The 21,488-nt window shown below is 73.3% G+C and carries 16 protein-coding genes; 8 read left to right on the top strand and 8 right to left on the bottom strand.

The features are described 5' to 3' along the window. Positions 1–130 precede the first annotated feature (130 nt). Genes ACSNOG_RS04925 through ACSNOG_RS04905 form a run of 5 tightly spaced genes read left to right on the top strand, consistent with a single transcriptional unit; the run spans position 131 to position 5,228 of the window. Positions 131–1,741, top strand: a complete 1,611-nt coding sequence (locus ACSNOG_RS04925) for an ABC transporter substrate-binding protein (RefSeq protein WP_436751273.1) — start codon at positions 131–133, stop codon at positions 1,739–1,741. A gap of 32 nt (positions 1,742–1,773) precedes the next feature. Continuing rightward, complete coding sequence (locus tag ACSNOG_RS04920) at positions 1,774–2,739, top strand: ABC transporter permease (RefSeq protein WP_436751270.1); 966 nt, start codon at positions 1,774–1,776, stop codon at positions 2,737–2,739. Next, positions 2,732–3,592 (top strand): ABC transporter permease, encoded by an 861-nt coding sequence (locus ACSNOG_RS04915; RefSeq protein ID WP_436751269.1) that lies wholly within the window; start codon positions 2,732–2,734, stop codon positions 3,590–3,592. The genes ACSNOG_RS04920 and ACSNOG_RS04915 overlap by 8 nt, the downstream gene beginning before the upstream one ends. A 41-nt stretch (positions 3,593–3,633) precedes the next feature. Further along, on the top strand, positions 3,634–4,539 hold the full coding sequence (locus ACSNOG_RS04910) for an ABC transporter ATP-binding protein (protein WP_436751272.1): 906 nt from the start codon (positions 3,634–3,636) through the stop codon (positions 4,537–4,539). Then, entirely contained in the window at positions 4,527–5,228 is a 702-nt protein-coding gene (locus ACSNOG_RS04905; RefSeq protein ID WP_436751268.1) for an ABC transporter ATP-binding protein, read from the top strand. The genes ACSNOG_RS04910 and ACSNOG_RS04905 overlap by 13 nt, the downstream gene beginning before the upstream one ends. On the opposite strand, the gene ACSNOG_RS04900 is transcribed toward ACSNOG_RS04905, so the two are convergent. Together ACSNOG_RS04900 and lysX are read right to left on the bottom strand one after the other, a co-directional pair. Next, complete coding sequence (locus ACSNOG_RS04900) at positions 5,225–6,157, bottom strand: DMT family transporter (RefSeq protein ID WP_436751267.1); 933 nt, start codon at positions 6,155–6,157, stop codon at positions 5,225–5,227. The genes ACSNOG_RS04905 and ACSNOG_RS04900 overlap by 4 nt on opposite strands. 118 nt (positions 6,158–6,275) lie before the next feature. Then, positions 6,276–9,635: a bifunctional lysylphosphatidylglycerol synthetase/lysine--tRNA ligase LysX gene (gene lysX / locus ACSNOG_RS04895; protein WP_436751266.1), complete on the bottom strand. Its 3,360-nt coding sequence runs from the start codon at positions 9,633–9,635 to the stop codon at positions 6,276–6,278. A gap of 154 nt (positions 9,636–9,789) precedes the next feature. Between lysX and ACSNOG_RS04890 the strand changes: the two genes are divergently transcribed. Then, positions 9,790–9,984 carry a hypothetical protein gene (locus tag ACSNOG_RS04890; protein WP_436751265.1) on the top strand — a complete coding sequence of 65 codons (195 nt, stop codon included), beginning with the start codon at positions 9,790–9,792 and terminating at the stop codon, positions 9,982–9,984. A gap of 113 nt (positions 9,985–10,097) precedes the next feature. Here ACSNOG_RS04890 and ACSNOG_RS04885 read toward each other — a convergent pair whose 3' ends face one another. The 3 genes from ACSNOG_RS04885 to ACSNOG_RS04875 form a co-directional block, all read right to left on the bottom strand. Further along, positions 10,098–11,504 (bottom strand): family 2B encapsulin nanocompartment shell protein, encoded by a 1,407-nt coding sequence (locus tag ACSNOG_RS04885; protein ID WP_436751264.1) that lies wholly within the window; start codon positions 11,502–11,504, stop codon positions 10,098–10,100. 131 nt (positions 11,505–11,635) lie between these two features. Further along, positions 11,636–13,048 carry a family 2B encapsulin nanocompartment shell protein gene (locus ACSNOG_RS04880; RefSeq protein ID WP_436751263.1) on the bottom strand — a complete coding sequence of 471 codons (1,413 nt, stop codon included), beginning with the start codon at positions 13,046–13,048 and terminating at the stop codon, positions 11,636–11,638. Positions 13,049–13,182: 134 nt separating this feature from the next. Further along, entirely contained in the window at positions 13,183–14,403 is a 1,221-nt protein-coding gene (locus ACSNOG_RS04875) for a phosphodiester glycosidase family protein (RefSeq protein ID WP_436751262.1), read from the bottom strand. A gap of 250 nt (positions 14,404–14,653) precedes the next feature. Here ACSNOG_RS04875 and ACSNOG_RS04870 point away from each other — a divergent pair, with 250 nt between their 5' ends. After that, positions 14,654–15,538: a phosphatidylinositol-specific phospholipase C/glycerophosphodiester phosphodiesterase family protein gene (locus tag ACSNOG_RS04870; protein ID WP_436751261.1), complete on the top strand. Its 885-nt coding sequence runs from the start codon at positions 14,654–14,656 to the stop codon at positions 15,536–15,538. Positions 15,539–15,656: 118 nt separating this feature from the next. Continuing rightward, a complete protein-coding gene (locus tag ACSNOG_RS04865) occupies positions 15,657–16,082 on the top strand; it encodes a hypothetical protein (RefSeq protein ID WP_436751260.1) in 426 nt (141 codons plus the stop codon). A 54-nt stretch (positions 16,083–16,136) separates the two neighbouring features. Here ACSNOG_RS04865 and ACSNOG_RS04860 read toward each other — a convergent pair whose 3' ends face one another. The 3 genes from ACSNOG_RS04860 to ACSNOG_RS04850 all read right to left on the bottom strand — a co-directional run bounded on the left by ACSNOG_RS04860 (position 16,137) and on the right by ACSNOG_RS04850 (position 21,333). Further along, complete coding sequence (locus tag ACSNOG_RS04860; protein WP_436751259.1) at positions 16,137–17,018, bottom strand: YceI family protein; 882 nt, start codon at positions 17,016–17,018, stop codon at positions 16,137–16,139. Positions 17,019–17,119: 101 nt separating this feature from the next. Beyond that, positions 17,120–18,430: an SWF or SNF family helicase gene (locus ACSNOG_RS04855; RefSeq protein WP_436751258.1), complete on the bottom strand. Its 1,311-nt coding sequence runs from the start codon at positions 18,428–18,430 to the stop codon at positions 17,120–17,122. Positions 18,431–18,450: 20 nt separating this feature from the next. Further along, positions 18,451–21,333: a DEAD/DEAH box helicase gene (locus ACSNOG_RS04850; protein ID WP_436751257.1), complete on the bottom strand. Its 2,883-nt coding sequence runs from the start codon at positions 21,331–21,333 to the stop codon at positions 18,451–18,453. Positions 21,334–21,488 lie beyond the last annotated feature (155 nt).

Genomic DNA, 21,488 nt, shown 5'->3' with positions numbered 1-21,488 from the left:
GCTCGTTGGCGAGCCCGACGACCAGGGAGTCCTTGGGCCCCTCGGCGCCACCGCCCCCACCCCTTCCTTTGCGTCATGTTTAATTGCGAGAAGTTCGCAATAGCAACAGATCTTGAGCAGGGGTGTGGGCATGACGGCCCGGTCCGTACGGGGAGTGGCCGCCACGGCCATGGCAGGCGTTCTCGCGGCAGGCGCGGCGGCGTGTTCGACGCCGGGCGGCAGCGGCGGTGGCGCCGAGGGGCCCAAGGACTCCCTGGTCGTCGGGCTCGCCAACGAGCCGGAGACGCTCAGCCCCCTCCTCGGCTACGGCAAGGACGGCAACTCCAAGATCTTCGACGGGCTGCTCCGCCGCGACGCGGGGATGAACTTGCGTCCCGCCCTCGCCGACGCCCTGCCGAAGGTCAGCGACGACGGGCGCACGTACACGTTCAAGCTCCGGCACGGCGTGAAGTTCAGCGACGGCAAGCCGTTTTCGGCCAAGGACGTCGTCTTCACCTACCGGACCATCCTCGACGAGAAGACCAACAACGCCGCCAAGGGCGAGCTCGACGCCGTCGACAAGGTCACGGCCGAGTCCGACGACACCGTCGTCTTCGCGCTGAAGTACGCTTACGCGCCGTTCGCCGAGCGCACGGTCCTGCCGATCGTCCCCGAGCACGCGGCCAAGGGCCAGGACGTCAACACCGGCTCCTTCAACACCGCCCCCATCGGCACCGGCCCGTACGTCCTCACCGGCTGGAGCAAGGGCGAGAAGCTGACCTTCAAGGCCAACCCGGGCTACTGGGGCGGCGAGCCCGAGGTCAAGAAGCTCACCATGGCGATCATCAAGGACGACGACGTGCGCGCCACGCGGCTGCGCTCCGGCGACCTCGACGGCGCCATCCTGCCGCCCAACCTGGCCAGGGGCTTCAAGGACGGCAAGGCCGGCGGCAAGGACATGCTGACCATCACCGCGAAGACCACCGACTTCCGCGGCGTCACCCTCCCCACCGCGAACAAGGTCACCGGCGACCTCGCCGTGCGCCGCGCCCTCGACCTCGCCGTCGACCGCAAGGCCATGGTCGACAAGCTCCTCGAAGGCGCCGGCCGGGCGGGCTACGGCCCCGTCCCCACCGACAGCGACTGGTTCGCCAAGGGCACCGAGCGCCCGCACGACCCGGACAAGGCGAAGCGGCTCCTGGACGACGGCGGCTGGAAGGCGGGCGGTGACGGCATCCGCGAGAAGGACGGGCAGCGCGCCTCCTTCACCCTCTGGTTCCCCGCCGGGGACAAGCTCCGCGAGGAGCACGCCCTCGCCTTCGCCTCCGACGCCAAGAAGGCCGGCATCGAGGTCAAGGTGCAGAGCGGCACCTGGGAGGTCATCGAGCCGCGGATGAAGCAGGACGCGGTCCTCGCCGGCGGCGGCAACCCCGCCGACCCCGACTTCGACCTCTACAACCTGCTGCACTCCTCCCTCGCCCTCGACGGCTTCAACAACATGGCCGCCTACGACAACGCCGACGTCGACAAGGCCCTCGAAGAGGGCCGGCGCAGTGGCGACAAGGCCGCCCGCAAGGCCGCCTACGACAAGGTCCAGCGCGGCCTCGCCGACAACCCCGGCTACACCTTCCTCACCCACGTCGACCACCTCTACGTGATGACCGACCGCTGGAAGGACCTCTCCACCCAGGTCGAGCCGCACGACCACGGCCTCGGCGCCGGCCCCTGGTGGAACGTCGAGGACTGGCAGCCGAAGAAGTGACCCGCGGTACCGCCGGGCTCCCGTGGGGGCCCATGGCGCGCATGGCCGGACGGCGGCTGCTGGCCGCCGTCCCCGTGCTCGCCGCCGTCACCTTCGGGGTCTTCGCGATCGCCGCGGCCTCGCCCTTCGACCCCGCCAAGGCCTACGCCGGCAGCGCCGGCCTCGGCGCCCGCCAGGACGTCCTCGACCAGCTGCGCGACAACCTCGGCGCCGACCGGCCCTTCACCGCCCGCTGGTGGGACTGGCTGACCTCCGCCCTCACCGGCGACCTCGGCACCTCCCAGGCCCTGCGCCAGCCGGTCGCCCAGGTCATCGGCGAACGCATCGGCTGGTCCGTGCTGCTGTGCGGCATCGCCTTCGCCCTGGCCGTGACCGCCGGCACCGTGCTCGGCGTCCTCGCGGCGCGCCGCCGGGGCGGCCTGCTCGACCGGGCCGTGACGTCCCTGGCGTACGCGCTCGAAGCCGCCCCGCCCTTCTGGCTCGGCCTCCTCGCCGTCTGGTTCTTCTCCCTCAAGCTCGGCGCCCTGCCCGCCGGCGGACTCACCGACACCGGCAGTGACGTGGCCACGCCCGGCCAGATCGCCTCCCACGTCGTCCTGCCCGCGGCGGTGCTCGCCGTCTCCCAGCTGCCCTGGTTCGTGCTCTACGTGCGCCAGGGCGTCGGCGACGCGCTGGAAGAGGACCCCGTGCGCGGCGCCCGCGCCCGCGGTCTGCGCGAGCGGACCGTCCTCCTCGGCCACGCCCTGCGCTCGGGGCTGCTGCCCGTCCTCACCCTCGTCGGCTCCCGCGTCCCCGAGCTCATCACGGGCGCCCTGCTGGTGGAGACCGTCTTCAGCTGGCCGGGCATCGCCTCCGCGACCGTCGAGGCCGCCACCAAGGTCGACTTCCCGCTGCTGGCCGCCCTGACCGTCCTCGCCACCGCCGCCGTCCTGGTGGGCAACCTGCTCTCCGACCTGCTGTACGGGCTGGCCGACCCGAGGGTGGGCTTCGATGGGTAAGCCGACGGGGGCGGGAGAGCGGACCTCCCCGCCCGGCCGCACGGGCATACGCGTCTCCGCCGCCGTGACCGCGGCCGTCGTCCTCACCGTCCTGGTCGTGCCGCTCGCCGTGCCCCTGGACCAGCAGGCCGTCGACCTCGCGGCCAAGCTGCGGCCGCCCACGTGGGCCCACCCCTTCGGCACCGACGAGGTGGGCCGCGACCTGCTCCTGCGCAGCGTGTACGGGCTGCGCGTCTCGCTCTTCGTCGGTGTCGCCGCCGCCCTCGCCGCGACCGTCATCGGTACGGCGGTCGGCGCGGTCGCGGGCGCGCTCGGCGGCTGGACGGACCGCATGCTGATGCGGCTGGTCGACCTCTTCTCGTCCGTGCCCCACCTGCTGCTCGGCATCTTCGTCGTCACGATGTTCCGCCCCGGCGTCTGGCCGGTGGTCGCCTCCGTCGTCGTCACGCACTGGCTGTCGACGGCGCGGATCGTCCGTGCCGAGGTGCTGTCCCTGCGCTCGCGCCCGTACGTCGACGCGGCGGTGTCCGGCGGCGCGTCGCGGTGGCGGGTCACCGTCCGGCACCTGCTGCCCGCCGTGCTGCCGCAGGCGGGGCTCGCGGCGGTGCTGATGATCCCGCACGCCATCTGGCACGAGTCCGCGCTGTCGTTCCTCGGCCTGGGCCTGCCGACGCACCAGGCGAGCCTCGGCAACATGGTCCAGAGCGCGCGCGGCTCCCTCCTCGCCGGCGACTGGTGGCCGACGCTCTTCCCGGGGCTGTTCATCATCGTCCCCACCCTGGCCGTGGCGGGCCTGGCGGCCGCGTGGCGGGAACGCCTCAACCCGCGCCGCCGATCGGAGCTGAGTCTGTGAGTCCCGTGCTGTCCGTGGACGACCTCTCCGTACGCTTCCGGATGCGCGCGGGACGGCACGTCGCCGCCGTCACCGACGCGTCCTTCGAGCTGAACCCCGGCGAGTGCCTCGCCCTCATCGGCGAGAGCGGCTGCGGCAAGTCCGTCCTGGCCTCGGCCCTGCTCGGTCTGCTGCCCCGCAACGCCGAGGCCACCGGCCGCGCCCTCCTGGGCGACCTCGACCTCCTGGCCGCCGACGAGCGCACCCTCGCCCGCACCGTACGCGGCCGCCGCATCGGCCTCGTCCCGCAGAGCCCCTCCGCGCACCTCACTCCCGTCCGCACGGTGCGCTCCCAGCTGGAGGAGACCGTCCGCGAGCTGACGGGCCTGCGCAAGGCCGGTCTGCGGGCAGCGGCCGAAGCCGCGGCCGAGCGGGCCGCCTTCCCCGCCACGCACCTGGACCGGTACCCCCACCAGCTCTCCGGCGGCCTCGCGCAGCGCGCCGCCACCGCGCTCGCCCTCGTCGGCGACGCCCCGCTCCTGCTCGCCGACGAGCCGACGACCGGCCTCGACCGCGACCTCGTCGACCGTACGGTGGACGAACTGCGGCGGCACGCCGACGCCGGCCGCGCCCTGCTGATGATCACCCATGACCTCGCCGCCGCACGGCGCATCGCCGACCGCGTCGCCGTCATGTACGCGGGCCGCATCGTGGAGATCGCCGACGCCCCGGCCTTCTTCGGCGAGCCCGGCCCCCGCCACCCCTACGCCCGCGCCCTGCTCGACGCCCTGCCCGAACGGGCCTTCACCCCCATCCCGGGCATGCCCCCCGAACTCGGCGACCTGCCCGGCGGCTGCGCCTTCGCCCCCCGCTGCGCACGGGCGACCGCACGGTGCGGGACGCTCCCCGCGCCGGTGGACGGCGTGGCCTGCCATCACCCGGAGGAGGCGACCGCGTGCTCGAACTGAGCCGTATCACCGCGGGCTACGACCGGCGCGCGCCCGTCGTCCGCGACGTCACGCTGACGGTCGGGGCCGGCCGGTCCGTCGGCCTGCTCGGCCCCAGCGGCTGCGGCAAGTCCACCCTGGCCCGGGTGGCCGCCCTGCTGCACCGGCCGGACGCCGGGACGGTCGTCATCGACGGCGACCCCGTCCGCGGCTGGCGCCACCGCGCCCCGCGCGCGCAGCGCACGGCCTTCGGCGTGGTCTTCCAGCAGCCCCGCCTCTCCGCGGATCCGCGCATGCGCCTCGCCGACCTGATCGCCGAACCCTTGCGGGCGACGGGCCGCCGGAACGAGGCCGCGGCGGCGGTGACGGATCTGGCCGAACGCGTCGGGCTCTCGCGAGAACTGCTCGGCCGGCGCCCGCACGAGGTCAGCGACGGCCAGCTGCAACGGGCCTGCCTGGCCCGGGCGCTCGTCCTGCGCCCGCGCTGGCTGATCTGCGACGAGATGACGGCGATGCTGGACGCGTCCACGGCGGCGGCGCTCGTGGCGGCGGTCGAGGCCTACCGCGCCGAGAGCGGGGCGGGCCTGCTCGCGGTGGGACACGACAGGGTGCTGCTGAACCGCTGGTGCGACGAGACGGTGCACTGGGACGAACTCGCGTCCTCGCGGAATGCGCCGCCGGCCGCCGGCCGGCTCGGGCCCGGCACCTAGCGCTTGCTGCCGACCAGCTCGCGCTCGACGGCGGGCTCGGCCCGCTCCGGCGCCTTCGGTGCCCTCCGCACCGTGGCCACCGCGACACCGGCGAGCACCAGCAGCCCGCCCGCGACCGCGTTCAGCGACGGCAGGTTCCCCAGGAAAGCCGCGTCGAGGCCGAGCGCGGCGACCGGCACCGCGTACAGCACCAGCGACGCCGTCGACGCCGTCGTGGCCCGCAGCGTCCGCGACCAGGTCCAGAAGGCCATCGCGGTGCAGCCCAGGCCCAGCCAGAGCACCGCCAGCGTCCGGTGGCCATCGGCCGCAGCGATCTGCCCCACGGCGTCGGGGGCGAGCGGCAGCAGCGGCACCATGCCGAACAGGCTGCCGTAGAAGACGCATTCCGCGCCCGAGTACCGCTTGAGCAGCGGCTTCTGCAGCGCGAAGGACGTCGCCTGGGTCGCGGCGGCGGCGAGCACCATGAGCGAGCCCATCAGCGAGCCGCTTCCGCCGCCGGAGGTGACGGCGACGGTGAGGGCGCCGGTGAGCGCCACCGCGAGGCCGGCCAGGCCCCGCGTGCCGGGCCGGTCGCCCAGGAAGGCCATGCCGAGGACGGTGGTGAAGACCGGCGACGCCGCGATCAGCATGGCCGCGGTGCCCGCGTCCACGCTCTGCTCGCCGGCGCACAGCAGCACCTGGTAGGCCGTCATGCCGGTCAGGCCGAAGGCCGCCATGCGCAGCGCGTCGCCGCGGTGCAGCCGGCCGATGCGCCCGAGGAACAGGCACGGCAGGAGCACGGCGACGGTGATGGCCATGCGCAGGAGCGCGACGGAGGCCGGGGAGTAGTCCGGCAGCGCCACCTGGATGGCCGTGAAGGCGGAGCCCCACAGCAGCGCGGTCGCCGCCATCGGTGTCCACGGGGTTCGGGTGCGCTGTGCCGAGGTCATATTCGCAAGCTAACAACGGCAGATCTATAAGGCAAATAAAAGATTCTATCTACCCCTCAAAGGAATTCTTTGAGGTGGGAATGCGGGCAGCCGCCGTAATTCCCTGGGGAAGCCTTCCTCATCGCCTCCGCACCAGCGGGAACGGCAGCGTCTCCCGGATCGACAGCCCCGTCAGGAACATCACCAGCCGGTCCACGCCGATCCCCAGCCCGCCCGTCGGCGGCATCGCGTACTCCAGAGCCCGCAGGAAGTCCTCGTCCAGCTCCATCGCCTCCGGGTCGCCGCCCGCCGCCAGCAGCGACTGCGCGGTCAGCCGCCGCCGCTGCTCGATGGGGTCGATCAGCTCCGAGTACGCCGTCCCCAGCTCCGTGCCGAAGGCCACCAGGTCCCAGCGCTCGGCGACCCGCGGATCGTCGCGGTGCGGACGCGTGAGCGGCGAGACGTCGGTGGGAAAGTCCTTGTAGAAGACGGGCAGCTCCGTACGCTCCTCGACCAGCCGCTCGTACATCTCCAGCACGATGTCCCCGCGCCCGTCCTCCGGCCGGTGCGGCACCCCGGCCGCGTCGCAGTGCCCGCGCAGCACCCCCACCGGCGTGTCCGCGCCGACCTCCTCGCCGAGCACCTCGGAGACCGCGCCGTAGACGGTCTTCACCGGCCACGGCCCGGAGATGTCGTGCTCGGTCACCTTGCCCCCGGCGTCCGCCCGCAGCGCCACCGCCGACCCGTGCGCGGCGACGGCCGCGGCCTGGATCAGCTCGCGCGTCAGGTCGAGCATCACGTCGTAGTCCGCGAACGCCTGGTACGCCTCCAGCATTGTGAATTCGGGATTGTGTTTGTACGAGACCCCCTCGTTGCGAAACGTGCGGCCCATTTCGAAGACCTTCTCCATGCCGCCCACGCACAGCCGCTTGAGGTAGAGCTCCGGCGCGATCCGCAGGTACAGGTCGAGGTCGTAGGCGTTGATGTGCGTGGTGAACGGCCGGGCGTTGGCGCCGCCGTGGATCTGCTGGAGCATGGGCGTCTCCACCTCCAGGAACCCGCGGTCGAGGAGCCCCTGGCGCAGCGCCTGCACGGCCGCGCTGCGCGCCCGCACCGTCTGCCGCGCCTCCGGGGAGACGGCCAGGTCCACGTAGCGCATGCGCACCCGCGCCTCGGGGTCGCTCAGGCCGTGCCGCTTGTCGGGCAGGGGCCGCAGGCACTTCGCGGTCATCCGGGCGCTGCTGACGAAGACGGTGAGCTCACCGCGGTCGGTGGTGCCGATCTCGCCCTCCGCCTCGATGTGGTCGCCGAGGTCGACGTGCGTGGCGAAGCGCCGCAGCCCCTCCCCGCCGCAGTCCTCCCGGGTGAAGGTCAGCTGCAGGTCGCCCGACCAGTCGCGGAGCACGGCGAACGCGACGCCGCCGTGGTTGCGGACCAGCAGCACACGGCCGGTCACCGTCGCCCGCTCGCCCGTGCGGGAGGACGGCCCGAGCCCCGCGTGGGCGGCGCGGATCGCGGCGAGGGTGTGCGTGCGGCGGGCGTCGGCCGGATACGGCTCGACGCCCGCCGCCCGCAGCAGCTCCAGCTTCCGCCGCCGCACCCGCACCTGCTCCGGCAGGCCCGCGAGCCCGTCGCGCCCCGCCTCCTCGGCCCCGGCCTCCAGGCCGAGCTCGGAGAGCGGCGGCAGCCCCGCGGTCGACACCGGGCTCGTGATGCCCCTGGCCCGCCCGCGGTTCCACAGCTGGCCCAGGCTGGGGACGGAGACGAACCCCTCGGCGATGCCGGCGGCCAGACCGATCCGTGCGAGGGCACCCGCGTCCGCGTAACACAGGAAGCGCGGGTGCCACTCCGGGTTGTACTTCACGTTCGAGCGGTAGAGGGCCTCCAGCTGCCACCACCTGGAGAAGAACAGCAACAGCTTGCGCCACAGCCGCAGCACCGGCCCCGCCCCGATCCGCGCGCCCTCCTCGAACGCGGAGCGGAACACCGCGAAGTTCAGCGAGATGCGCTTGACGCCGAACCGCCCGGCCTGCGCGCACAACTGGGTGACCATGAACTCCATGACGCCATTGGGCGCGGCCCGGTCACGGCGCATCACGTCCAGCGAGACCCCGTCCCGCCCCCACGGCACGAACGACAGCAGGGCGATCATCGTCCCCTCGCTGTCGAACGCCTCCACCAGCAGGCAGTCGCCGTCGGCCGGATCGCCGAGCCGCCCCAGCGCCATCGAGAAGCCGCGCTCGGTCTCGGTGTCCCGCCAGGCGTCCGCCCGGTGGATGACCTCGCCCATCTCCTCGTCGGTCAGCGCCGAGTGCCGCCGCACGCGGACCGTCGCACCGGTGCGCTCCACGCGGTGGACGGCCTGCCGCGTCACCCGCATCTCACGCCCGTCCAGGTCGAACGAGGCGACCTGCAGGATCGCTTCGTCACCGAGCTGCAGCGCTCCCAGCCCCGAGCGCGCGTACGCCTTCGCACCCACCTCGCTGGCCCCCATCACGGCCGGCTGCCAGCCGTAGCGGCCCGCGACCTCCAGCCACGCGTCGATCGCCGGGGTCCAGGCCTCCGGATCGCCCAGCGGGTCGCCGGAGGCCAGGCTGACACCCGCCTCGACCCGGTAGGTGACCGCCGCCTTGCCGCTGGGGGAGAAGACCACGGCCTTGTCGCGGCGTGTCGCGAAGTAGCCCAGGGAGTCCCCGCCGCCGTAGCGGGCCAGGAGGGCGCGGATACGGGGCTCCTCGTCGTCGTGCAGCGCCGCCTCCAGGCGCTGCGAGCGGAAGAGCGTCATGGCGGCGTTCAGCAGCGCCAGCGCGCCCAGCAGCCCGAGCAGGAAGTACAGCCAGTGCGGCGGGTGACCGGTGAAGTGCCGGCCGCTCACCAGCCCGCCGCACACCTTGTTGGCGACGAACAGCAGCCGGTTACCGCTGCCGGCCTCCAGCGACCCCGGGAACAGGGACACCAGGCCCCAGCCCACCAGGATGGCCACCGCGAGCCCCGCCGCCAGGACGAGCAGGGCCCGCAGGAACGCGCCCCGCCGCGACGCCGCGTAGAACTCCCGGCGGGCCAGGACCAGCAGCGTCATCGCGGCCACGCACAGCACCAGGGAGGGAATGGTGTCCCAGTAGCCCACCACCAGCAGCAGGACGTCCGCGACCAGCAGCAGGGCCAGGTAGCCGAGGACGAACCAGAGGGTGACCCGCTTGCGGGCGGCCATCGCCGTCGCGAGGAGCAGCAGGAAGACCGCGTAGGCCAGGTTCGGCGCGGTGGGGACGGTCAGCGTGTCCAGCGCCTCCGTCAGCGGCAGCACCGCGCGCCGCAGCGGCATGATCAGCGAAGTGATCGCACAGAACAGTCCGAGGGCACCGAAGAAGATCGCGAATCCGTTCGGCACCCGGTGCAGCAGCCGCCGCCACGCGGACTCGCGCTCCCCGCTCTCCCGGCCCTGCTGAACCGGTGCGGGCCGCTCCGCGGAAGGCCTGCTGTCGGCGGCTGTGCGGCTCATTCCGCCAGCCTAGGCACCCCGCGGACGGCTTGCCTGCCGAGAGCACCGACCCGGATGGCGACGCTCGTACCTGAATGGAGTACACCCGGTGGCCCGGGCCGGGGCGCTCAGTGGGCCAGACTGACGCACAACCGCTCCGCCGAGGAGGTTCGCCATGGCCATTTCGATCTCCGTGGTCCTGTTGTTGCTCGTCCTGGTGGTCGTGTTCATGCGCAGCGGCTCGCTGCGCATGTCGAACGCCCTGGTCTGCGTCCTGCTCGGGTTCCTCCTCGCGAGTACGAGCGTCGCGCCGACGATCTCCGACGGGCTGTCCACCACCACACGCATCGTCAGCGGCGTACGGCCCTGACACGGGCTGCGGCTCCGTGACGCGGCCCGCGGCCCTGATGCGGCCCCGACGACGCCCGGGCCGGGCCCCCGCTGTCAGGGGGACCCGGCCCGGGATGCCGCCGTGCTGCGCGCTTAACGCCCGATCTCGACGTCCTCCAGGACACCGAGGGCGTCGGGCACCAGGATCGCCGCCGAGAAGTACGCGCTCACCAAGTACGAGGAGATCGCCTGCTCGTTGATGCCCATGAACCGGACGTTGAGGCTCGGCTGGAACTCGTCCGGGATGCCGGTCTGGTGCAGGCCCACGACACCCTGGTTGTCCTCGCCGGTCCGCATGGCGATGATCGAGCTCGTCCCCGACTCGCTCACCGGGATCTTGTTGCAGGGCAGCAGCGGCACTCCGCGCCAGGAGCGCACCGAGGAGCCCAGGACGTCGAGGGACTGCGGGTACAGGCCACGGCTGGTGCACTCGCGGCCGAAGGCGGCGATGGCGCGCGGGTGGGCGAGGATGAACTGGGTCTTGCGGCGGCGCGCGAGCAGCTCGTCGAGGTCGTCCGGGGTGGGCGGGCCGCTGCGGGTGTGGATGCGCTGGCTGATGTCGGCGTTGTGCAGCAGGCCGAACTCGCGGTTGTTGACGATCTCGTGCTCCTGGCGCTCGCGCAGCGCCTCGACCGTCAGGCGCAGCTGCTGCTCCAGCTGGCTCATGGGCTCGTTGTAGAGGTCGGCGACGCGCGTGTGCACCCGGAGCACGGTCTGGGCGACGCTCAGCTCATACTCGCGGGGGGAGAGCTCGTAGTCGACGAAGGTGCCGGTGATGGCGGGCTCGCCGGCGTGGCCCGAGGTGATGGCGATGTCGGCCTCACCGCGCTTGTTCTGCGGCCGCGCCGGGCGGGACGCGTACGCCGCGACGTGCTCGCGCAGCGCCTCCGACCGCTCGGCCAGCTGCTGGAAGGCCTGCAGAGGGAGGGCCAGGACCGTACAGCGCGTGACGGCCCGGACGGTGAACCCCCAGGTGCCGTCCGGCTCCAGGGGGACCTGCTCGCCGAAGTAGTCCCCGTCGGCCAGCACGCCGAGCACGGTCTCGTCGCCGTACTTGCCGGTGCCCGTCTTGTTGAGCTTGCCGTGGGCGACGAGGAAGATGTGGTCGGCCGGGGTACCGGCTTCGACGAGGGTGTCACCCGCGGCGTACTCGCGCTGGACGAAGCCGTCCGCCAGCGCCTCCAGCGTGTCGTTGTCGCCGAAGTCCCGCAGCAGCGGGAGCTCCCCGAGCTCCGGCGGGATGACCCGGACCTCCGAACCCGTGGAGATGAACTCGACCCGGCCGTCCCCCACGGTGTACGTGAGTCGCCTGTTCACCCGGTAGGTGCCGGCGGACACCTGCACCCAGGGCAGCACGCGCAGGAGCCAGCGGGAGGAGATCCCCTGCATCTGCGGTACGGACTTGGTCGTCGTGGCGAGCTGGCGTGCCGCTGTGGTGCCGAGGCTGAGCTGTGCCTCCGTGGCCGATGCGACCTGGCCGGACTCCACTGACGTGGTCATAGCTGGTGATCACCCATCTGTATGCGGTACGGGGCGCGGATTCGCGGTGCGGGACGTGCTGCGAGCGGTCCCCGGCTGCTGCGGCCGGGGACCGGCGGCCAGGGACCGGCGGCCGGGACGAGAGGCCGGGGTCAGTGGCCGATCTCGACGTTCTCCAGAATTCCGAGGGCGTCCGGCACCAGCACGGCGGTGGAGTAGTAGACGCTCACCAGATAGGACATGATGGCCTGCTCGCTGATGCCCATGAAGCGCACCGAGAGGCTCGGCTTGTATTCATCGGGAATTCCCGTCCGGTGTAGCCCGACGACGCCCCGGGATTCCTCTCCGGTGCGCATGAGGAGCACGGAACTGGTGCCGTTCTCGGAAATCGGGATCTTGTTGCACGGGAAGATGGGAATTCCACGCCAGGCGGGCACGGAGTGGCCGCCGACCGCGGCGTTGTCCGGATAGACCCCGCGGCGGTTGAACTCCCGCGCGATGGCCGCGATCGTGCGCGGGTGGGCCAGCAGGAAGCTCGGGTCCTTCCAGACCGTCGCGAGCAGCTCGTCGAGGTCGTCCGGGGTGGGCGGGCCGCTGCGGGTGTGGATGCGCTGCTTGAGGTCGGCGTTGTGCAGCAGGCCGAACCGGCGGTTGTTGACCATCTCGTGCTCCTGGCGCTCGCGCAGGGCCTCGATGGTCAGGCGCAGCTGCTGCTCCACCTGGTTCATGGGCTCGTTGTAGAGGTCGGCGACGCGCGTGTGGACGCGCAGCACGGTCTGGGCGACGCTCAGCTCGTACTCGCGGGGGGAGAGCTCGTAGTCGGCGAAGACGCCGGGCAGCGCCGGCTCGCCCGAGTGGCCGGAGGCCACGTCGATCGCGGACTCGCCGTGCTCGTTCTGCGGGCGGGAGGTGGAGCTGCGGAACGCCTCCACGTGGGACCGCAGCCCTGCCGCCCCTTCCAGGATTTCCTGGAACGCCTGGCGGGGCATGGTCAGCACGGTGCAGGCGGTGACGGCCTTGACGGTGAAGTCCCAGTTGCTCTCCGACGCCGCGGCCAGGGCGCGGTCGCCGAAGTAGCCGCCGTCGGCCAGGACGCCGAGGACGGCCGGGTCGCCGTACGCGCCCTCGCGGATCTTGTTGAGCTTGCCGTGGGCGATGAGGACCACCTGGTCCGCCGGCTGGCCGGCCTCCACGACGACGTCGCCCGGCCGGAACTCCCGCTGGGTGAAGCGGCCGGCGAGCGCTTCGAGGACCTCCGGGTCGTCGAAGCCGCGCAGCAGCGGGAGCTCGCCGAGCTCCGCCGGGATGACCCGGACGTCGGCACCGGTGGAGACGAACTCCACCCTGCCGTCGCCGAGGGTGTGCGTCAGGCGCCGGTTGACCCGGTACGTACCGCCCGGGACCTGCACCCAGGACAGCATCCGCAGGAGCCACCGCGAGGTGATTCCCTGCATCTGTGGAACGGACTTTGTCGTGGTCGCCAGATTCCGTGCGGCCTCGGTGCCCAGGCTCAGCCGGACGGCACCGTTATTGCCGTCGTTACCGGTCTCCACTGACGTCGTCATATGCGAATGCCCACCCATCCGTTATGGAAACAGGCCGCTGCGGACCTGCCGAAGAATTCCCCTGGCCGCCCCCGAAGTTATCAGTGGGATATCGGTGGGCGCAGTCACTCAAAAGGGTGGATTGATCGATGATGTTACGTTCGGAGGAAAACGCCGATGCCGTTCGCCACCGGCCGCTCCGCCCCGCCCGACGGATGATTGCGCACCGCCGTCCGGCCGCTGTCCGGATCGCGCGTGACCAGCGTGCTCGAGCCGCCGCCGTCCAGGTTGACGGCGTCGTCCGCGCCCAGGTCGCGCATCAGGTCGGCGAGCTCCGCGACCGTGAGACCCGTCCGGTAGTCGGCGGCGCCGTCCAGCGCCAGCAGGTAGAACAGACGCCCCTCGTCGCCCAGGCCCGCTGCGGTCCGCACGGCGGAGGTCGCACCGTCCAGCCCGGAGAGCGGCCGGCCGTCGCGCAGCACGGGGAAACCTCCGACGGCGAAGCGCAGCGCGCCACGGTGCGCCGCCTTCAGCCGGTCCTCGACGCGCACGGCGTCACCGACCTTGAACCTGCGCAGCTCCCGGGCCCCCGCGTCCCGCCCGACGAGCACCAGCGTGCCGGAGGCGATCGGACCCCCGCCGGGCTTGTGCGCCGCGGCCGTCACCTTGCCGTGGCGGACGGTCAGTTCGTGGGTCTCGTCCGTGCAGGGCGCGGCCCTGTTGGCGTCCGTACCGCAGGTGGCGCGCAGCCGTGAGGCCGAGCCCCAGGAGGGGGTGTACGCACCGATGCCGCCGACCGGAAGGGCGTACTGGTTGAGGCCGCGCAGCGGCAGCGTCCTGCCCTCGGCCGTCACCGTCCCCTCCAGCGTGAGCCGGTCCAGTCGGCCCCTGTCGTCGCTGCCGAGGCCGATGACGTCCCGGGTGGTCGCGCCCGGGGGCATCGCCGGCCCGAAGCGCTGCCCGTTCGGCACGGCCGCGCCGAGGCTGCGGCCGCCCGCGACGGACGGCCCGACCGGTGCGCCCGTCGCCTCGACCCCCGGGTGCTGGGTCTCCGTGATGTTGAAGAAGTCGCCGTTCACCCCGGCCACCGCGCCACGGGCACCCGCCATCCGGGAGACCGCCGACCTCGCGGCCACGGAGCCCGGGTGCAGCAGGTCGAGCGAGATACCCGGCCGGCTCAGATCGACCCTCAGCACGTGCCCGTACGCCGGGCCGTGGGAGGCCGGCAGGGAGAACTCCCGGTACTCCACACCCGGCGCGATCGGGTCCAGGGACCGGTACTGCAGGGCGGGCGGGTCGCTCGCGTCCGCCAAGGCGGTGCCGCCACCGCCGATCAGCGAAGTCCACGCCACCAGAACCGTCAGCACCGAGCGCATGCGTCTTCTGCGTCTCTTCACAGTCACCCCAGAGGTCCCGTCAACTCTGGCACGGTGCAGAACAGTTCACCATGCCCCGAAAGAACGACAGGGAACACGCCGACGTCGACGCGGGCAACTCTCGGCACATCCCTCCCCAGAGGCCCGCCGGGCCCGGATACTCACGGGTGCCGGCACGTGCGGACGGACCGCGGCCGCACACTGGCACCCACACCGACCCGGGACTGCCCGGAGAACGGGGAGAGCCGCCATGAGCCTTCGTACGCGCCGCGCAGCCGTCGTCGGCCTCGGAGCCGCCCTCGGCGGCGCGCTCACGGGGTCCTTCACCACCCGGGCCTCCGCCGGGGCGCAGCCCGCGGCGCGCGACGAGTCCGGCGCGCCGGGCATGCCGCCCCTGCGCCGCGCGCACGCCCACAACGACTACGAGCACACCCACCCCCTCGCCGATGCGCTCTCCCACGGTTTCGGCAGCGTCGAGGCGGACGTCCGGCTCGTCGGGGGACGGCTCCTCGTCGCACACGACGCCTCGGGCCTCGACCCGGCCCGCACCCTCGAAGCCCTCTACCTCGACCCGCTGGAGCGCCGGGTCAGAGCCGGCCACGGCCGCGTCTACCCGGGCCACGACCTCTCGCTGCAGCTGCTCGTCGACATCAAGACCGACGGCGCGGCGACGTACCGGGAGCTCTCGCGACGCCTGCGCCGCTACGGCACGCTGTTCACCTCCTGCGCTGACGGCCGGATCCGTCGCGGCGCCGTCACCGCGGTCGTCTCGGGCGACCGCGGCGCGCGGGGGCCGATGGCGCAGGAGCGGCTGCGGCACGCGTTCTACGACGGGCGGCTCGCGGACCTCGGTGGCGGTGCCCCCGCATCGTTCATGCCTTTGGTGAGCGACAACTGGAGTGCCACCTTCGGCTGGCAGGGCGTCGGCCCGATGCCCGCGTCGGAGCGGGCGCGGCTGCGGCGGATCGTGTCCGCCGCGCACACCGAGGGGCGGCGCGTGCGGTTCTGGGCCACGCCCGACCGGCCGGGCCCGGCCCGCGAGGCCGTGTGGCGGGAGCTGCTCTCCGCCGGTGCGGACCTGCTCAACACCGACGACCTGGCGGGGCTGGAGGCGTTCTTGCGCGCGGCCGGTTGAACAGCGATGGCGGAGCACAGAGCTGGGCGTCGGGCGGAATGTCCTGGTCCCGGGTGGAACGTGTGGCGGTTCCGTCACCGCCCGCCGGTGAGCCCGCCTCCAGCGGGAGGCTGGCCGCATGGCCACTCCACCTGGACCGCCGTACGGGCCGCCCGCGGGTCCGCCTCCGGGCGGCTTCGGGCCCGCCCAGCCGCCGTGGGGCGCGCCGCCGCCTCCGCCGCCTCGCCGGGGCGGCGGCGGACGGCGCGCCGTCCTGCTCGTCGCCGTGCTGGTGGCGGTGGCCGGGCTCGCCCTGGGCGCCGTCCTGTTCGTCGGAGGCAGGGGCGGGGAGACGGGCAAGCCGGGCGACGGGAGCGAGCCGGGCGGTCCGGGCGCGGCGACGTCGTCGCCTTCGCTCACCTTCCCGAGCGGATTCCCGTCGCAGTGGCCGAGCGGACTGCCGTCCGGTCTGCCCAGCGGCCTGCCCACGTCGTTGCCGACGAGCTTGCCGAGCGGCTTTCCTTCGGAGCTGATCCCGTTCGCCGGCGACGGCGGGCGGGGCTGACGGCCGGGCGTACGGAGCGGCGCGGGCCGCCCCGCGGGACACGTCTGCGGGGCGTCAGCCGGCCGGCTGCTGCTGGGGAACGGCCTGGATGTCCAGTTCGATCCTGATGGTTGCGCCGATCATGGCGATGCCCCGCCGGAGCATGGAGCGCCAGTCCAGGGTGAAGTCCTCGCGGTGCAGCTCGGTGGAGGCCGAGCAGGCCGTGCGGGTCTCGCCCATGATGCCGGTGCCGATCCCGAGGTAGCGGGTGTCGAGAGCGATGTTCCGGCTGACGCCGTGCAGGTTCAGCACGCCCTGCACCGTCCACCGGGAGCCGCCGCGGTGGACGAAGCGCTCGCTGGTGAACTGCATGTACGGGTAGTTGGCGACGTCCAGGAACTCCGGCGAGCGCAGGTGCTCGTCGCGCTGCGCGACGCCGGTGTCGATGCTGGCCGTGTCGATCACGACGTCGATGCGGGAGTGCCGGAGGTCCTCCGCGATCCAGAGGGTGCCTTCGAAGCGGTTGAAGCGGCCGTGCACCTCGGCGAGGCCGATGTGCCGGGCGATGAAGCGCACCGCCGTGTGGTCCGGGTCGATGCGCCACGCGCCCGGCGCGGGCATGGCCGGCGCCGGGGCGGGCTCCATCGCGAGCGTGCCGAGCGACGCACGGGTCTGCTCGGTGCAGGTGACGGAGCGCACGATGGGCAGGAAGCCGTCGGCCGTCACCGCGACGCTGTACTCGCCGGGGGCGACGGTGGTCGCGAAGCGGCCGTGCGGGTCGGTCTGCCCGCGCACGATGTCCCGGCCGCCCGCGTCCCGCACGGAGACCTCGGCTCTGTGCATCGGTGACTGCATCGGCTCCACGACGACGCATTCGAGAGCCCCCGCCCCGAGCGGAATCGGCGCGGTCTCCTGGCGGGAGGGGCGCGTGAACCGGCGGAGCAGGGCGAAAGCCATCCCAAAGGGCCTTTCGGTGACGAGAAGGTGATTGAACTGTAGATCACCCTATTCGGTCACTGATAGGCAAAACCCTTGGGGTGGTTATGAAAGGTCCCTTTTTATCCCTCGCCGTCTTCGAATCGTTGGTTATCGGAGAGGAGTGCGGCGAACGCGGCCGCCGGATCGTGGTCACACGGCCCCGCGGGCCACCAGCGGCCGCCCTCCTTGCGGTAGGGCCACCAGCGGCCGTCCCTCCCGTAGCGCAGCTGTGCGGGGGTGCCGACCGCGGTCCACCGGTTGCGCACGGCCCGCAGCTGCGGAGCCTCTTCCTCACCCCAAGCAGCGGCAAGCTGGGCCCGGGCGCGTGCGAGCCCCTCGCCCTGCGGGGTCCATTCCTCCTCCAGTACCGAGAGGGAGGCCCGGCCGCCGTGCTCCCAGGCGCGTACCGCTCGCGCGAGCTCGGCACGCTCCCGGTGGCAGCCCGCCGCGAGCCGCGCGGCGACGTGGTCGTCCGCGCCGGCCGCCGCGAGGCGCACGGCGTCCTCCCACAGCGTGAGCTCCCCGGCCGCGGGAGTGTCCTCGTGACCGGTGGTCAGCGCCTCGGCCAGCAGCTGCCGGGCCCGGGCCGCGGCGGCCGCGACCAGGAACTCCAGCGCCGAGGGATCCAGCCCGGGCGCGGGCGCCACGTCGCCGCCGAGCACCGGAGGGCGGCCCGGGCTCTCCACCATGGGCGGCGGATCCGGCAGCGGGGCTACGAAGGACGCCGTGGCGAACGCCTCTGCTGCGGACACCCCGGAGGGCCTTTCGGCTTCGGCGCCCTCTCCCGGAGCGCCACCGGATCCGCGTGCGGCGTTGCGTGCCTGCAGCTCCTCCAGCAGCTCGCGCTCCCCGCGGCCGCGCATCAGCAGCAGGACGAACGGGTCCTGGTCGAGCAGCCGTGCCATCCGGTGGCACAGCGCCGCCGTGTGTGCGCAGTGGTCCCAGCCCCCGCACGTGCACTCCGGCTCCAGGTCCCCGATGCCCGGCAGCAGTTCCACACCCGCCGCGAGCGCGTCCTCGGCCAGGTGCGGCGGCAGGTCACGATCGAGCAGCGCGGCTATGTACCCCGCCTGACCCGCCACCAGGTCCAGCAGGCGCTCCCAGTCGGCCGTGCCGAACTCCTGCACGACGACGTCGGCACGGTACGGCGTGCCGTCGCGGTCCCGTACGACGGCCGTGATGCGCCCCGGCCGCACCGAAACGGCGCCCACCGCGCCCGCGCGCGCGTGCCTGCGTCCGGCTTTCACCTGCTGTCCGTCCAGCGCCGTGTCCTCCAGCGCCTGCAGCCACGCCCGGCCCCACCAGGTCCGTGCGGAGCTCCCGCCGGGCTCGGGCGGCAGCGCCTCGAAGGTGCGCTCCGCCCGGCCGGTGACATCCTGTCCGCTCGACATCCGTTCCCCCTTGGCGTGACTCAACGTCCGTTCCCCCTCAGTGCGACGAGATCCGCCAGCTCGGCGTCGGTCAGTTCGGTCACGGCCGCGTCGGCCGTGCCGAGGACGGCGTCTGCGAGGGCCTGCTTGCGGGTGAGCATCTCGGCGATGCGGTCCTCGACCGTGCCCTCGGTGACGAACCGGTGTACCTGCACCGGCTGCGTCTGGCCGATCCGGTACGCGCGGTCGGTCGCCTGCGCCTCGACGGCCGGGTTCCACCACCGGTCGAAGTGCACGACGTGCCCGGCCCGCGTGAGGTTCAGGCCCGTGCCGGCGGCCTTGAGCGACAGCAGGAAGACGGGCACCTCGCCGTCCTGGAAGCGGCGCACCATCTCCTCGCGGCGCGGGACGGGCGTCCCGCCGTGCAGGAGCTGCGTGGGGACGCCGCGCGCGCCCAGGTGCTGCTCCAGGAGGCGGGCGGTCGCCACGTACTGCGTGAACACCAGCACGCTCGCGCCCTCGGCGAGGATGGTGTCGAGCAGCTCGTCCAGGAGCTCGACCTTGCCCGAGCGGCCGGCGATCTTCGGGGACTTCTCCTTGAGGAACTGCGCCGGGTGGTTGCAGATCTGCTTCAGGCCGGTCAGGAGCTTGACGATCAGGCCGCGCCGTTCGAAGCCGTCCGCGCCCTCGATCTCGGCGAGGATCTCCCGCACCACGGCCTCGTACAGGCCCGCCTGTTCCTTGGTGAGCGTGACCGCGCAGTCGGTCTCGGTCTTCGGCGGCAGCTCCGGCGCGATGCCGGGGTCGGACTTGCGGCGGCGCAGCAGGAACGGGCGGACCAGCGCCGCGAGGCGCTCGGCCGCGGCGGGGTCCGCGCCGCCTTCGACGGCCTGCGCATAGCGTTTGCGGAACCGGCTCAGCGGGCCGAGCAGCCCGGGTGTCGTCCAGTCGAGGATCGCCCACAGCTCGGAGAGGTTGTTCTCCACCGGCGTGCCGGACAGGGCGACGCGCGCCTTCGCGCCGATGGTGCGCAGCTGCTTCGCGGTGTCGGAGTACGGGTTCTTGACGTGCTGGGCCTCGTCCGCGACGACCAGGCCCCAGGTGGTCGCGGCCAGCCGCCGGGCGTCGAGCCGCATGGTGCCGTACGTCGTCAGGACGAACTCCCCGTCGGACACCCCCTCCAGGGTCCGTGCCGGGCCGTGGAAGCGGCGTACGGGGGTGCCGGGGGCGAATCGTTCGACCTCCCGCTGCCAGTTGCCCATCAGGGACGCCGGGCAGACCACCAGCGTGGGGCCGGCGGCCCCGGGCAGCGTCTGCCGGTGCAAGTGGAGCGAGATGAGAGTGATGGTTTTGCCCAGGCCCATGTCGTCGGCCAGGCAGCCGCCGAGGCCGAGGGAGGTCATCCGGTGCAGCCAGTCCAGGCCGCGCAGCTGGTAGTCGCGCAAGGTGGCGGCGAGGGCGGCGGGCTGGGGGACGGGCTCGCGGGACCGCTCGGGGTCGGCGATGCGGTCGCGGAGCGCCGCGAGCCAGCCGGTGGCCCGGACGTCGGCTTGGGGGCCGTCCTCGTCGCCCTCCTCCACGGGCGAACGGCCGGTCAGGGCCGCACCCAGAGCCTCGACCGGCGTGAGCTTGCGGTCCTGCCGCTCACGGGCGCGGCGCACCGCACCGGGGTCGACGAGCACCCACTGGTCGCGCAGGCGCACGGCGGGGCGGCCCGCTTCTGCGAGCCGGTCCAGCTCGGCCTGCGTCAGCTCCAGGCCGCCGACGGCGAAGCGCCAGCTGAAGGTGAGCAGCGCGTCGGCCGAGAGCAGCGAGGGCATGCCGGACCGCTCGTGGTCCGGCTCCGTGCCGTCGCCCTCCGGGGGCCCGACTTCGGCCCGCGCGGTGAAGTTGCGGACGAGTTCCTTGGGCCAGTGCACCTCGACCCCGGTCGCGTCCAGCGCCACGGAGGCCGGCCCCAGCAGCTCGCCGATTTCCTCGTCGGCGAGGTCGACGGCATCGGGGACCGCGGCGGAGAGCAGCGGCGTGAGGGGCTGCCAGGCGCGGGCGGCCCTGCGCAGCGCGAGGAGAGCCTTCATCCGTGCGTCCCGGCCGAGCGCGGCGGCCGCGGACGACTCTCCGGACCAGACCTCGGCGGCGTCGGCGACCAGCGCGGGGTCGGAGAGGCTGTGCAGCTGGAGCACGGCCCGGAAGCGGGGGGCCGCGTCCTCATCCGCCAGGGCTCCCAGCACCTCGACGCGCAGCGAGAGCCGTACACCCGCGTCGTGGCCCGCGGCGACGTCGGCGGCCCACGCGCGCTGCTCGGGCAGGCGGCGCGGTTCGGGCGCGGCGAAGGCGGGGCCGCCGGCGGCGAGGGCCGCTGCGGGCGAGCGAGGCAGCCCGTCGGCGACGGCGTCCAGGAAGGAGCGCACGAGCAGCTCCGGCTCCGGCAGCAGCAGGGGCCCGGGGCCCGGGAGCGGCACGGCGTGCGCCGCGGGCGGCATCGCCGCGGCCAGCTCGCGCACCCGGCCGAGGTCGTCGGCGGTGAGCGGGCCGACCCGCCACGCGTCGTGATCGGTCTCCGACAGTCCGGGCAGCAGGCGCCCACGCGCCGCCAGCTGCAGGGCGAGCACGGCTGCGGCACCCCAGAAGGCGGCCGCCTCGTCGGCCCGGGCGGCCCGGGCGCGGGTGAGGACGGGCAGGGCGTCGCGTACGGGCAGCACGGCGGCCCGCACGGTCGTGGTGGTGACGTCGGTGCCGTCCGGGACGGTGATGGTCAGCTCCTGGACGCCGCCGGGGGAGGCGGGCGGTTCCTCGTCCGGGAGCCAGAAGGCCACCCGGCCGGTGCGCGCGGGGTCTCCGGGGAGGAAGACGGCCGAGCAGCGGGCGAGCCGGGCGATTTCGGAGGGTGTTGCGGCAGAGGGCGGTGTCACAGCGCTGCGCATTCCTCAAATTTGACTAGTCGGGGTCCGGGCGCCCGAGGGTACAGGACGCGCGCTCCGGACGAAGGCCTCCGCAGAGTGAGCCGCGCCACACACAGGAGCCGGGGTGCGCTCAACCCCCCGGGCGTCACGGGGGCTTGCCCCAGCAGGAACCGGGT

The sequence above is a fragment of the Streptomyces sp. URMC 124 genome (assembly GCF_051386455.1).
In the GTDB taxonomy this organism is placed as follows: Bacteria; Actinomycetota; Actinomycetes; order Streptomycetales; family Streptomycetaceae; genus Streptomyces.
This window is presented reverse-complemented; position numbering and strand designations above follow the sequence as displayed.

What these genes read in the sequence shown, in the direction of transcription:
- ACSNOG_RS04875 (WP_436751262.1), bottom strand. Translation starts at nt 14,403, where the DNA reads ATGCGCTCGGTGCTGACGGTTCTGGTGGCGTGGACTTCGCTGATCGGC.
- lysX (WP_436751266.1), bottom strand. Translation starts at nt 9,635, where the DNA reads ATGAGCCGCACAGCCGCCGACAGCAGGCCTTCCGCGGAGCGGCCCGCA.
- ACSNOG_RS04855 (WP_436751258.1), bottom strand. Translation starts at nt 18,430, where the DNA reads ATGTCGAGCGGACAGGATGTCACCGGCCGGGCGGAGCGCACCTTCGAG.
- ACSNOG_RS04915 (WP_436751269.1), top strand. Translation starts at nt 2,732, where the DNA reads ATGGGTAAGCCGACGGGGGCGGGAGAGCGGACCTCCCCGCCCGGCCGC.
- ACSNOG_RS04885 (WP_436751264.1), bottom strand. Translation starts at nt 11,504, where the DNA reads ATGACCACGTCAGTGGAGTCCGGCCAGGTCGCATCGGCCACGGAGGCA.
- ACSNOG_RS04910 (WP_436751272.1), top strand. Translation starts at nt 3,634, where the DNA reads ATGCGCGCGGGACGGCACGTCGCCGCCGTCACCGACGCGTCCTTCGAG.
- ACSNOG_RS04890 (WP_436751265.1), top strand. Translation starts at nt 9,790, where the DNA reads ATGGCCATTTCGATCTCCGTGGTCCTGTTGTTGCTCGTCCTGGTGGTC.
- ACSNOG_RS04920 (WP_436751270.1), top strand. Translation starts at nt 1,774, where the DNA reads ATGGCGCGCATGGCCGGACGGCGGCTGCTGGCCGCCGTCCCCGTGCTC.
- ACSNOG_RS04880 (WP_436751263.1), bottom strand. Translation starts at nt 13,048, where the DNA reads ATGACGACGTCAGTGGAGACCGGTAACGACGGCAATAACGGTGCCGTC.
- ACSNOG_RS04900 (WP_436751267.1), bottom strand. Translation starts at nt 6,157, where the DNA reads ATGACCTCGGCACAGCGCACCCGAACCCCGTGGACACCGATGGCGGCG.
- ACSNOG_RS04850 (WP_436751257.1), bottom strand. Translation starts at nt 21,333, where the DNA reads ATGCGCAGCGCTGTGACACCGCCCTCTGCCGCAACACCCTCCGAAATC.
- ACSNOG_RS04865 (WP_436751260.1), top strand. Translation starts at nt 15,657, where the DNA reads ATGGCCACTCCACCTGGACCGCCGTACGGGCCGCCCGCGGGTCCGCCT.
- ACSNOG_RS04860 (WP_436751259.1), bottom strand. Translation starts at nt 17,018, where the DNA reads ATGGCTTTCGCCCTGCTCCGCCGGTTCACGCGCCCCTCCCGCCAGGAG.
- ACSNOG_RS04870 (WP_436751261.1), top strand. Translation starts at nt 14,654, where the DNA reads ATGAGCCTTCGTACGCGCCGCGCAGCCGTCGTCGGCCTCGGAGCCGCC.
- ACSNOG_RS04925 (WP_436751273.1), top strand. Translation starts at nt 131, where the DNA reads ATGACGGCCCGGTCCGTACGGGGAGTGGCCGCCACGGCCATGGCAGGC.